The 11,872-nt window shown below is 45.8% G+C and carries 12 protein-coding genes; all 12 read left to right on the plus strand.

Annotated elements, in window-relative coordinates; all coding sequences use genetic code 11:
• Positions 1–222: 222 nt before the first annotated feature.
• The 12 genes from hypA to J3L11_RS17825 all read left to right on the plus strand — a co-directional run bounded on the left by hypA (position 223) and on the right by J3L11_RS17825 (position 11,753).
• Positions 223–561: a hydrogenase maturation nickel metallochaperone HypA gene (gene hypA, locus J3L11_RS17770; RefSeq protein WP_133040585.1), complete on the plus strand. Its 339-nt coding sequence runs from the start codon at positions 223–225 to the stop codon at positions 559–561.
• Between the two features lie 25 nt (positions 562–586).
• The gene (locus tag J3L11_RS17775; RefSeq protein ID WP_133040586.1) at positions 587–1,162 is read left to right on the plus strand and encodes a 4Fe-4S dicluster domain-containing protein; all 576 of its coding nucleotides are present in this window, start codon (positions 587–589) and stop codon (positions 1,160–1,162) included.
• Positions 1,163–1,164: 2 nt separating this feature from the next.
• The gene (cooS, locus tag J3L11_RS17780; protein WP_133040587.1) at positions 1,165–3,075 is read left to right on the plus strand and encodes an anaerobic carbon-monoxide dehydrogenase catalytic subunit; all 1,911 of its coding nucleotides are present in this window, start codon (positions 1,165–1,167) and stop codon (positions 3,073–3,075) included.
• Between the two features lie 45 nt (positions 3,076–3,120).
• Positions 3,121–3,927 carry a carbon monoxide dehydrogenase accessory protein CooC gene (locus J3L11_RS17785; RefSeq protein ID WP_207571838.1) on the plus strand — a complete coding sequence of 269 codons (807 nt, stop codon included), beginning with the start codon at positions 3,121–3,123 and terminating at the stop codon, positions 3,925–3,927.
• Positions 3,928–3,930: 3 nt separating this feature from the next.
• Positions 3,931–4,125: a CooT family nickel-binding protein gene (locus J3L11_RS17790; RefSeq protein ID WP_133040589.1), complete on the plus strand. Its 195-nt coding sequence runs from the start codon at positions 3,931–3,933 to the stop codon at positions 4,123–4,125.
• A 10-nt stretch (positions 4,126–4,135) separates the two neighbouring features.
• On the plus strand, positions 4,136–4,393 hold the full coding sequence (locus tag J3L11_RS17795) for a hypothetical protein (protein WP_133040590.1): 258 nt from the start codon (positions 4,136–4,138) through the stop codon (positions 4,391–4,393).
• An 18-nt stretch (positions 4,394–4,411) separates the two neighbouring features.
• Complete coding sequence (gene hypB / locus J3L11_RS17800) at positions 4,412–5,173, plus strand: hydrogenase nickel incorporation protein HypB (RefSeq protein WP_207571839.1); 762 nt, start codon at positions 4,412–4,414, stop codon at positions 5,171–5,173.
• Between the two features lie 582 nt (positions 5,174–5,755).
• Positions 5,756–6,388, plus strand: a complete 633-nt coding sequence (locus J3L11_RS17805) for a TnsA endonuclease N-terminal domain-containing protein (RefSeq protein ID WP_207571840.1) — start codon at positions 5,756–5,758, stop codon at positions 6,386–6,388.
• Complete coding sequence (locus tag J3L11_RS17810) at positions 6,385–8,229, plus strand: DDE-type integrase/transposase/recombinase (RefSeq protein WP_207571841.1); 1,845 nt, start codon at positions 6,385–6,387, stop codon at positions 8,227–8,229. The genes J3L11_RS17805 and J3L11_RS17810 overlap by 4 nt, the downstream gene beginning before the upstream one ends.
• Complete coding sequence (locus tag J3L11_RS17815) at positions 8,229–9,257, plus strand: TniB family NTP-binding protein (RefSeq protein WP_207571842.1); 1,029 nt, start codon at positions 8,229–8,231, stop codon at positions 9,255–9,257. Before J3L11_RS17810 ends, J3L11_RS17815 begins: the two co-directional genes overlap by 1 nt.
• 362 nt (positions 9,258–9,619) lie before the next feature.
• Positions 9,620–10,570, plus strand: a complete 951-nt coding sequence (locus J3L11_RS17820) for a TerC family protein (protein WP_207571843.1) — start codon at positions 9,620–9,622, stop codon at positions 10,568–10,570.
• 391 nt (positions 10,571–10,961) lie between these two features.
• Positions 10,962–11,753, plus strand: a complete 792-nt coding sequence (locus J3L11_RS17825; protein WP_207571844.1) for an AAA family ATPase — start codon at positions 10,962–10,964, stop codon at positions 11,751–11,753.
• The last annotated feature ends 119 nt before the right edge of the window (positions 11,754–11,872 follow it).

Here is an 11,872-nt window from a genome sequence, read left to right on the forward strand (position 1 = left end):
CAAATAAAATAATTTATATTCAGAATTAATGGTTCTTTCTATTCAGCATTTTTCCCGCTGCGATGCGGTTCTCTAGGGAATATTTGCCAACTTAACACCGCCAATATTCTCAATGTCACCGACTAATGTCACCCAGACGACAGATCCACTGTTGTAACCACTGCAGACTTTTCACCCAAGTTACGACCGTTAGCTTTTCATCAGCAGCGAGAGGTAAAGCCAATGCATGAAGCAGCGATTACCGAGGGACTTGTTCGTACCCTCTTAACAGAAGCGGCTCGTCACCAAATTTCTAGCATCAAGCAGGTCACGGTCAAGGTCGGACAGCTTAAAGCGGTTGAACCCCACGCCCTGAAGTTCTGCTTCGAGATGTTTGTAGAAGGAACTATTGCTGAAAACGCCAAGCTGATCATTGTGCACCTGACACCCATTGCCATCTGCCAACAATGCTCAACCAAGTTCGAGGTACCCAAATTTCATTTTCGCTGTCCGCAATGCGATAGCAACGAACTGAAATTGCTGCAGGGGGAAGAACTATTCATAGAGAGCTTTGACGTTTAAGGCGATACCAACAAAGGCCAACACTATGAAAGAGCTGGAGAACGTAATTATCTACGCAGATGCGCAGAAGTGTCTGGGATGCCACAGCTGTGAGCTTGCTTGTGCCGTTGCTCACGGTGGAACAGGCGGACTCGTCAGCGCGGTCATCAACAAACAACCGCTGCACTCGCGAACTAAAGTGGTGCTAGCTGACGGTGTGGTGATGCCGATGCAGTGCCGTCAATGTGACAACGCGCCTTGCGCCATGGTCTGTCCGACCGGGGCTTGCCGTCAGCAAGATGGCAAGGTGCTGATTGAAGAGAAAAACTGTGTCGGCTGCAAGCTGTGCATCATGGTCTGCCCCTTCGGTGCGATCAGCGTCAGAAGAGACGGCATCAAAGACGATGAAACCTCAACCAATCAAGGGGTGGCACTAAAATGTGACCTTTGTACCTCTTGGTGCGCCGACAATAACCAGCAGCAAACCGCGTGTGTACAAGCCTGCCCGACCAAAGCCATCCGTCTCGTCAACATGGGCGACTACCGTAAGGCATTGATCCAAGCCAGAGCCAAAGAGCTGGCACTGTCCCACAAACATATGAATTTGACTCTGAGGAAATAGTGATGAACCAAATTATCAAAACCAGCGATCCCGCCGTGAAAGCTTTGTGCCCCGTGGCAGAAAGTGAAGGCATTGCAACGGTATTCGATCGCTATCAAGCGCAACAACCTCAGTGTGGTTTTGGCTCTTTGGGACTGTGTTGCCGTATTTGTTGGAAAGGACCTTGTCGCGTAGATCCGTTTGGCGACGGACCTCAAGCGGGAATTTGCGGCGCAACAAGAGACACGATTGTTGCACGAAACGTGACCCGTATGATGGCTGCGGGCGCAGCCGCACACTCAGAACATGCGCGCCATGTCGCATTGGCAATGCAACGTGTGGGTAAAGGTCAGTTGCCTGCATATCAGATCCGCGATCCGCAAAAGCTGTTCCGAATCGCTGAAAAACTGGGTATTGAGACGCAAGATCGCGACATGCTCGACGTCGCCTACGATGTTGCCAGCAAGAGCTTGGAAGATTTTCAGAATCAAGACCATCACAAAGGCTGCAACTGGATCAGCAGCAGTTTGCCGCAAAAAAGACTCAATCGCCTTAAAAAACTGGGCGTACTGCCTCACAACATTGACGCCACGGTGGCGCAAATTATGGCGCGGACTCACATTGGCTGTGACGCTGAACCACAAAACGTCTTCCTCGGAGGTATTCGTGGTGCGCTGGCTGACTTCAACGGTATGGCATTAGGCACTGAGCTGTCCGACGTGATGTTTGGTACGCCAAGCCCCATCGTGACCGAAGCCAATATCGGCGTTATTGACAAAGATGCGGTGAACATTGCCGTCAACGGCCACAACCCATTGCTAAGCGAAGTGATTTGCGACGTTGCTCGCGAAATGAATGACATCGCCAAGGCGGCTGGCGCGGCCAAAGGCATCAATATTGTCGGTATCTGCTGTACTGGTAATGAAGTGATGATGCGCCATGGTATTCCACTGGCGACTAACTATTTGTCCCAAGAGATGGCGATTCTCACCGGAGCACTTGATGCCATGGTGTTAGACGTGCAATGCATCATGCCGTCGTTGCCACAGATAGGTAACTGTTTCCATACAGAAGTGATTACCACCAGCGATGAAAACCGTATTCAAAGTGCGCGTCATGTCAGTTTCCATGAGGAAAATGCCGTTGAAAACGCACGGGAAGTGATTCAGTACGCCATCAACGCTTATACACGCCGAGACCCGAAAAAAATCAATATTCCCGCAATTAAACAAACCGCTGTTGTCGGCTTCAGTGCCGAAGCGATTGTCGCGGCACTGGCAAAATTGGACGCAGACGATCCGCTGAAGCCACTGGTTGACAACATTGTCAACGGCAATATTCAGGGGGTGGCGCTATTTGCTGGTTGTAACAGCACACAAACCACCCAGGATGAGAGCTACCAAGTCATCGCCAAGATACTCGCTGCCAACAATATCTTGTTGCTGGCCACCGGCTGCGGTGCGGGTGCATTTGCCAAACACGGCTTAATGACTCCAGAAGCGACCAAACAATATGCTGGCGAGTCCCTTAAAGCAGTGCTAACCGCCATTGGTGAAGCCGCGGGACTTAACGGGCCGTTACCGCTGGTACTGCACATGGGCTCGTGTGTGGATAACAGCCGTGCGGTGGCGGTGGCTACCGCCTTAGCCAATCGTCTCGGCGTTGACTTGAGTGATTTGCCAGTGGTGGCATCAGCACCGGAAGCTATGTCTGAAAAGGCCATTGCAATTGCCTCTTGGGGCGTAGCGATTGGATTGCCAACACATCTCGGCACCATGCCTCAAGTGACCGGTTCTGATGCGGTTACAGCGCTGATGCAACAGGGTGCGAAAGAGCTGTTTGGTGGCTATTTCCTGATTGAGACCGATCCCAAGGTTGCCGGTAACAAGTTAGTTGACGTGATCAAACAAAAACGTCAGGGACTGGGTATTTAAAACTGCCATGGCCGCAGAGTTGCGCTGCGGCCAATCGGAGGTTACATGAAAATTGCCATTACCGGCAAAGGCGGTGTCGGCAAAACCACCATCGCCGGATTACTCGCACGTACATTGGCGGCCGATGGTTGCCGGGTGCTGGCCATCGATGCTGACCCAGATGCAAATCTCGCTGCAGCGGTGGGGATTCCCACTGACAAACTTGCGCAGTTGCAACCTTTCTCCAAGATGAAACAGCTCGCCAAACAGCGCACCGGCGCCGACCAAAATAACGGCGGACTCTACGTATTGAACCCACGCGTTGACGACTTACCAGACAGCTACTGTGTGGAGCATGCTGGAGTACGGTTACTGATGATGGGAACAGTGGAACACGGCGGTTCCGGCTGTGTCTGCCCAGAGCACACCTTGCTGCGCAGTCTGATGAAACACCTGCTGTTAGAACGTGATGATGTGGTGATCATGGATATGGAAGCCGGTATTGAGCATCTCGGACGCGCCACCGCCGAAGCGGTAGATGTGTTGATTGTGGTGGTGGAACCGGGTAAACGCAGTCTGCAAACCTCAACCCAGATTGAGCAATTGGCCGCCGATATTGGCATCAAGCGCATCGCTTATATCGCCAGTAAAGTGGTTGATGACACCGACCTGCACTATCTGCAACAAGCGTTGCCCAATAAGACCTGGCTTGGCCATCTCAGCTACAGTGCTCGTTTGCGAGATACCGATAAAGACGGTAGTTGCGCCTTTGACATCCCCGGCGCTTATCAATCCCAGATGGCCGCGGTGAAGACGGCACTGTTGCAAATGGTGAATACATTACAGCACAGCATCGCCGATATCAGGGGATAAATTATGTGCAATATCAAAGTAAAACTCATTACTGGCACCCAGCAGCAACTGTTGACAGATATCACCCACATTACCTTTGCCGACGATTGCATCGAACTGCACAGCTTTTTTGAACCCGTTTTAACACTGTCAGGATACCAACCGGTGACGATGGATCTGCTCGCTGGCGAGGTCGTCTTACAACAGTACAAGCAATAAGGAGTTAGCCATGTCTCATCATACTCATCACCATGACCATGAATCGCTCTCGTTAGAGCAACGTCTGCAAGTGCTACTGCCCCATTGGCACAGCCACAATCAAGAGCACATTGTGCAGCTACAACAATGGCAGCAACAAGCGGTGGCGTTGGAACTGCTCGAACTATCGGAATCACTCGACCAAGCGGTTTACAACATGCAATGCGCTGGAGAACAGCTACAACAGGCGTTAGCGCTACTGACAGACCATAACACTAAAACCTTATAAGGTCCCACGGAGAAGCATATGTGTAACACCTGCGGCTGTAATATTACACATGGGAATAGCCATTTACTGGCACCCAATGGCAAATATGCCGTCACCGATGACGGGCAAAATTCTATCGCGGTGATTAAAAATTTGCTGCATGAGAATGACCACCAAGCTCAGCATAACCGCGACGTGTTTAACGAGAGAAAGATGTTGGTGGTGAATCTGATGTCCTCTCCCGGCAGTGGCAAAACCCGCTTGTTAGAGACATCCATTCAAGCACTGAAACAACGCGGTATTGGTGTCGCGGTTATCGAAGGCGATCTGGAAACGGAAAACGATGCCGACAGGATCCGTCAACAGCAAGTGCCCGTGGTACAAATAACGACAGGCATGGCCTGCCACTTAGACGCTCATATGATCGCTAACGCGCTACCGCAAATCACACTCGATAATGTCGATATTCTGTTTATTGAGAACGTCGGTAATCTGGTCTGCCCCGCCAGCTTCGACTTAGGTCAGCATCTGGATGTGGTATTGCTATCGGTGAGCGAGGGCGACGATAAACCCGCCAAATATCCGGTGATTTTTCGTAATGCCGACCTAGTGATCATCAGCAAACAAGATCTATTGCCTTGTTTTGATGACTTCTCAAATGAGAATGCACAGCGCGCAATCGCCAATCTCTCCAGCACAGTTGACACTCTGTGCCTCTCGGCAAAAACAGCGGAAGGAATGATACAATGGATAGAATGGATTTTACGAGCCATTGATACGAGACGAGCTGGAGCCTCGTAAACGTAATAATTGTCACAGTTGCTTAATTTAGACCTATGGTGGTAATGGTCATAAACCAACTGGAATGGACCTCGTTCAGTAGACATCCTATGACTATTATTTGAGCAGAGGAGAACAGCCATGAGCAATCAGAGATATAGCCCCGAATTTAAAGTAAGACAGGTCATTGATCGGGGATACTCCATCAGCGAAGTCTACCGTATTTGTAGTTTTCTTACGTGAAGAAGCTCGTAAATGGGATTAGCCAAAAATTATGTCATCTTATGGTTATATTTTTTGTCAGCTTATGGTTGAAGAAAGTCACTAACCCAATGATATATATGAAGTGGCTATGTCAGCTTATGGTGTTAACAACAATTCATGTCGATCTAACCATAAGCTGACATAAAACAACCATAAGTTGACATAATTAAACCATAAACTGACATAAATCTGACTTTCTGAAAGTTAACAACAAAATAAAACTTTTTTATTTCATGTGATTATGAATTTTTAAAACCATAAGATGACATAATTTGCAACCTGCTCAAAATTTAGCTAACTTAGGGAACATTAGTTGGCATACAACTGAGCAATGTCACCGTGTATATTCGCGATCTAAGAAAGGCCTCACCGAACAAGAATGTTTTCAAATTTGCCAGCACCAAGAATGGTGAAGCTGTGCTTTGTGAAAGCTCTTTGGAGTTTGATGCTTGTTTTCATCACGAATATAACGACCACGTCAAATCCTTCAAAAGTCAGCCTGAAGGGTTTCGATATATGTTCAATGGGAAATCTCTACCTTACACACCTGACATGTTATTAGAGCTCAATGACGGCTCGTGTTGCTTTCACGAATACAAGCCATTTAGTCGTACTCAAGATTTTGAATTTAAGCAAAAATTTGATGCAAAGAGAGTCGCGGCCCAAGCTATTGGGATTCCGCTGTACTTGATCACAGACAAGCAGATTCGAACTCAAATTACTCTCGATAATCTTAAGCTCATTCATCGCTACAGTGGTTTTTATGAAACGACAGAAATACAGAAACAACTATTGCAACACATAGCAAATTCCAGTGGAGAGTGCTCACTTTCTTCATTAACACGTCAACTTAAACTTAGTACGGCTGACGCACGACGTATTATGTTAGAGCTAATGAGTCAGCGGCGTATCAGTACCGACATTCATAGCCAGACACTCATGTCTGACCCATTATTGAGTCTGTGCCAATGATGGATTTCAAGGATGAATTTGACCCATCACAACTGACACCGCAGCAAACGCCAGTTCAATATACCAAGCTTGATGACGCAGTCATTCTGCCAAGAGATCTACAGACTTATTCCAAAGAGCAGCAAGCCCTCGCCACCAAAAAGCTGATACTGCTATCACAAATCGAAAGTCGTTTATCTGGTGGCTGGACAGAAAAAAATCTCACTCCAATTCTCGATGAATTGTTTAAGGATGATCATGACAATCGACCCAATTGGCGGACTGTAACACGCTGGCACAAGACACTAAAGGACAGCCAAGGAAGTATTTCTTCACTCGCGAAGCAGCATCATCGAAAGGGAAATAGGACTGCTAAAGTGACAGGCGATGAATCTTTTTTTGAAGAAGTATTGATTAACTTTTTAGATGCAAAGCGTCCCTCTATAGCGAAAGCATATGATAAATACGAGGACATGATCACTATAGCCAATGAGCAAATCGTGGCAGGTAAAATCCCTAAAGTTTCCTATACATCATTTGCCAAACGAATTAGAAAACTCCCCCCTTATGAACAAGCCTTAGCTCGACTCGGTAAGTTTAAAGCCGATCAATGGTTCTCATATTGCGCATCACATGAACCACCTACTCGCATCCTACAGCGAGTAGAAATCGACCATACTCCACTAGATCTTATCGTCGTAGATGACAAATTACATATACCTCTGGGACGTCCTTATCTAACGCTCATCATTGATGTATACAGCGGCTGTATCCTCGGGTTTCATATCAGCTTCCATCCCCCATCCTATGATTCAACCGCAAAAGCAATTAATCACGCCATCAAACCCAAAGACCTCTCGCATCTTGATATTGAGCTTCAAAATGAGTGGCCTTGTTACGGAAAATTCGAAACGTTAGTCGTCGATAATGGGGCAGAATTCTGGTCAAAAAGCTTAGAGTTGGCATGTAAAGATGCTGGTATCAATATCCAATACAACCCTGTCAGGAAACCTTGGTTGAAACCATTTATTGAAAGAATGTTTGGTGTTATCAACCAGCTATTTCTTTCTGAAATGCCGGGTAAAACATTCTCAAATATTTTGGAAAAAGGTGACTACAATCCATCAAAAGAGGCCAAGGTACGCTTCTCTACATTCATTAATGAATTTCATCGGTGGGTAATCGATGTCTACCATCAGAGACCGGATTCACGCAAGACACGTATTCCGATGGTAAAATGGAAAGAAAGCTTTGAGGTATTGCCACCGTCAATAATGACACAGAATGATGAGCTGCGCTTCAATGCTATAATGGGCAAAACTTATACTAGAACACTGACTGGGAAAGGCATTTCGTACGATACCCTTAGATATGATTGCACTGCACTGGCTGATTATCGCAAACGCTACCCACAATCAAAAGAAACATGCAAAAAGACAATCAAAGTCGATCCAGATGATATTACGACTATCAAAGTTTTTCTCGAGGAACTGGACGGCTATCTCGAAGTTCCTTGCACAGAGCAGTTTCTGACTTCGAATAAAATCAGTTGGTATGAATACAAAACTATTCGCAGTCACCATCGACAGATCATTGATGCGCAAGTCGATAAACTCAACCTAGCGAAAGCAAGGATGGCGTTTAGTGAAAATATCGCCCTTGAGCAACAATTCCAAACTTCACAAAAGAAAACCAAACTACAGTCCGCTAAGAATCAAGCTCGGCTATCCAACATCAGTGATAAAAAACCTACGACTATAGCTCCAGAGTCATCAGAGCCGCGTTCTAACGCCCCACACGCGACAAAACCTGACGTTTTTTCGTCTTGGAATGATGACAACGATGACTTAGAAGCCTTTTAATGACGCAACCATTGAGTGAACATCACATACACTTGCTCAACCAATTTAGCGACTGCTTAGTTGAGCACACTCAAGTAAAACAAATATTTGAAGATTTTGATCAGCTCAGAGCAAGCCGGTTATTCCATTCTGATCCGCAATGCATGTTATTGACGGGAGATACTGGCGTTGGGAAAAGCCATTTAATTAATCACTATCAAAAACGTGTTGCCTCTTCGCAAACCGCATCCCGTACCGGCAAGCCTATATTGGTTTCCCGCATTGCCAGTGGCAAAGGCATTGACCATACGTTTGCGCAAATTCTGTCAGATTTGGAGTTATTTGGCAGCCATCGCAGGACACGACAACGAGGAGTGCAACGAGATTTAAGGAAAGATACTGTCAAATGCTTAATAAATGCGGACGTTGAACTACTAATCATCAATGAATTTCAAGAAGTCATTGAATTCAAGTCACAGCAAGAACGTCAGCTCATCGCCAATGCTTTAAAGTATCTTTGTGAGGCAGCAAAGCTACCGATTGTTCTTGTGGGGATGCCTTGGGCGGAAAAAATTGCGGATGAGCCTCAGTGGTCATCACGATTAATACGAAGACGACAGCTAAGCTACTTTGACATCACCACGGATGAAGCTCAGAAATACTTCAGGCGGTATCTCAAAGGACTTGCTAATCACATGCCTCTTGAAATAAAACCGGCTATAGAACAGGCCGAATTCGCCATACCGCTATTTGCTGCAAGTAAAGGCGAAAACCGCATACTCAAACACCTGCTAACCGAAACATTGCGCCATGCACTGCTACACAACTCTTCGACACTAGAAAGAGAACATTTTATTGCCGCGCATGATTCACTATTTGGTACTTCACAACCTAATCCTTTTAGGGAGCCCCCTGATAAGGTGAAGTTTTCACGCGTAGCCAAGGCCTCATACTACAACCCCAATGCGCTTTCTCAGGACGATTTAATTGTTTCACGTCAATACACTGAAGCAAAACGCACGTTGCAAGAGTGGATAGCTATTACTTAACCTAAAACGAAATTGCCCATTCGGTGTTTCAAGAGATGATCAGTAATCCTGCTCGTCCATTTACGTTAACCAAATTTTAGTAATGACCCAGAGTGTCTATTGATTGATGGCGATTCACATTAAAAATAATTTCTAACTCAATTGACTAATTTTCCACCGAGCAATAGAGTTGCGCTTGCAAAGGGGAGTAACTTCATTGTCGGTAGATCGTCATCACGATGTTTAGCACATCCGGTCGCCGAGCAACCTGTTTAGCTAGGTTGTAAGTGAGACCTTGCCGGAAGGCGAGGTCTATTGCTGCTCAAAATCAATGGCTGACACTTTCTGTGTTGGCCATTTTATTTTTAAGGAGTAGTGATTTTATGACCACTGTTGGAACACCTATGCTGTGGAGCGTTTTTGCACTCATAGTGATTACCATGCTTGCGATTGATTTGATGATTCAAGGTCGACGAGGCGAATATGGCATGTCAATTAAGCAAGCTGCTGTCTGGTCGGTCATTTGGGTATCAATATCATTAACCTTCAATGCGGGACTTTGGTGGTATTTACGTGGTACCTCTGGTCAGGAAATCGCAGCGGAGCAGTCAGTAGCATTCTTGACCGGCTATCTCATTGAAAAAGCATTGGCCGTTGATAACTTGTTCGTTTGGTTGATGTTGTTCAATTATTTTGCTGTGCCGCCTTCGTTGCAGCGGCGCGTGTTAGTTTATGGTGTGTTAGGTGCCATCGTATTACGTACGTTGATGATTTTCAGTGGTAGTTGGTTAATATCCCAATTCGAATGGTTACTCTACCTATTTGGCGTATTTTTAATTTTTACTGGTGCCAAGATGTTTTTTGGCAGTGATGAACAAGAAAGTGCTGCTGACAACCCTCTCATCAAATGGTTACAACGACACCTTCGTGTCACTAGCACGCTAGAAAGTGAACATTTTTTCGTAAAACATCATGGGCTCTGTTATGTCACCCCCTTGTTTTTGGCTTTGGTGATGGTCGAACTGAGTGATGTCATTTTTGCCCTTGATAGCATTCCAGCGATTTTTGCCGTTACGACCGATCCGTTCATTGTGCTGACCTCTAATCTATTTGCAATTTTAGGACTGAGGGCGATGTATTTCTTATTAGTCGGTATGGCCGATAAGTTTTCATTGCTTAAATATGGATTAGCGATCATTTTACTGTTCATCGGGTTAAAGATGACGCTGGTTGATGTCATTCATATACCCGTTGCGCTTTCGCTTGGGGTGGTAGCCCTAATCCTGATTGCAACGTTGGCCGCTAGCGTATGGATTAAGCCTAAAAATCACTAGATTTTGGAACTAAGCCGAGGCAGAACAATGAAAACAGTATGCTTTGTTCTGCCCCAAAGTGAGTTTCGACCATGCTGGAGTGTCGTGATAAATACTTACCTGTTAAACAAATTTTAGTAATGACTCACGGTATCCAAGGGATTGGAGGCGATTCAGCCATTTTATCAAGATGATCTATTCCGAAATCGACAAAGACAAATTGCGGCCACAAAATCAGAGATGCTGATGGAGATAGGGTTATAAAAAAGTGGAAAGCGGGTGTTGGCATAAGACCAATTTTGGTATTTGTGGGGATGGTCTTCTGCCTTTTTTATCGGGGTTCAGCCATGTAGTAATGCGATATAAATTGCTCTATAGTCAAATAATTAAATAGTTTATAGAGCACAATGGAATGGCTTTAATTAGACACATAGAAGTTCGCAATTTCCGTTCAATTTCCCATATTGAGTGGTGGCCAAAGCCAGGACTCAATTGTCTTATCGGACCTGGTGACTCAGGTAAATCTACGTTACTTGATGCAATCGATTTAGCTCTAGGGGCTAGACGTTCTTACCCGTTCACAGATGCTGATTTCCATTTGATGGATACCAGCAAACCAATAGAAATAATCTTAACCCTTGGAAATTTAGACGATGGCCTCAAAGACCTAGAATCATATGGCTATTTTTTCAGAGGGATAAATTCTGACACTCGCAACATCAATGATGAGAAGCAGGCGGGAGATGAGACAGCCTTAACTATACGATTGACTGTGCGAGAAGATTTAGAACCAGAGTGGCTCTTGTACTCAGAACGCGCTGTAAATGAAGGTATTGAAAAACGATTACTATGGAAACATCGTGAGCTAGTTTCTCCCACTAGGTTAGGAATGACCTCTCAACACCATCTTGCTTGGGGAAATCGCTCGATTTTAAACAAACTGTCAGAAGAACAGTTTGATGTGACGTCAACACTAGCGCAAATTAGTAGACAAGCCCGAGGTGATTTTGCTGAACATCCGCAACCACAACTGGCAAACGTTCTTGGACAAGTCCGTACGATTGCCAATGAACTCGGAGTGCCTGTTGGCGAATTGAAAGCACTCTTGGATGTGAATGGTGTATCACTGACAAATGGAGCAATCAGTCTTCATAACACAGACGACACTCCGCTAAGACAGTTGGGTACTGGCTCATCTAAATAACTGTTCCAAATAGTAGATCACAGGAAGGGAACTCAGTCCTGTTTGAGCGATCAGATCTATCGCCAAACAAACCCACCACTCGCCGAGGACTGAGAATGGCCATCTTAGCACCACTATGC

It is taken from the genome of Shewanella sp. 4t3-1-2LB (assembly GCF_017368415.1).
Classification (GTDB): Bacteria; Pseudomonadota; Gammaproteobacteria; order Enterobacterales; family Shewanellaceae; genus Shewanella; species Shewanella fodinae.

What these genes read in the sequence shown, in the direction of transcription:
- hypA (WP_133040585.1), top strand. Translation starts at nt 223, where the DNA reads ATGCATGAAGCAGCGATTACCGAGGGACTTGTTCGTACCCTCTTAACA.
- J3L11_RS17775 (WP_133040586.1), top strand. Translation starts at nt 587, where the DNA reads ATGAAAGAGCTGGAGAACGTAATTATCTACGCAGATGCGCAGAAGTGT.
- J3L11_RS17810 (WP_207571841.1), top strand. Translation starts at nt 6,385, where the DNA reads ATGATGGATTTCAAGGATGAATTTGACCCATCACAACTGACACCGCAG.
- J3L11_RS17820 (WP_207571843.1), top strand. Translation starts at nt 9,620, where the DNA reads ATGACCACTGTTGGAACACCTATGCTGTGGAGCGTTTTTGCACTCATA.
- hypB (WP_207571839.1), top strand. Translation starts at nt 4,412, where the DNA reads ATGTGTAACACCTGCGGCTGTAATATTACACATGGGAATAGCCATTTA.
- J3L11_RS17790 (WP_133040589.1), top strand. Translation starts at nt 3,931, where the DNA reads ATGTGCAATATCAAAGTAAAACTCATTACTGGCACCCAGCAGCAACTG.
- cooS (WP_133040587.1), top strand. Translation starts at nt 1,165, where the DNA reads ATGAACCAAATTATCAAAACCAGCGATCCCGCCGTGAAAGCTTTGTGC.
- J3L11_RS17785 (WP_207571838.1), top strand. Translation starts at nt 3,121, where the DNA reads ATGAAAATTGCCATTACCGGCAAAGGCGGTGTCGGCAAAACCACCATC.
- J3L11_RS17815 (WP_207571842.1), top strand. Translation starts at nt 8,229, where the DNA reads ATGACGCAACCATTGAGTGAACATCACATACACTTGCTCAACCAATTT.
- J3L11_RS17825 (WP_207571844.1), top strand. Translation starts at nt 10,962, where the DNA reads ATGGCTTTAATTAGACACATAGAAGTTCGCAATTTCCGTTCAATTTCC.
- J3L11_RS17795 (WP_133040590.1), top strand. Translation starts at nt 4,136, where the DNA reads ATGTCTCATCATACTCATCACCATGACCATGAATCGCTCTCGTTAGAG.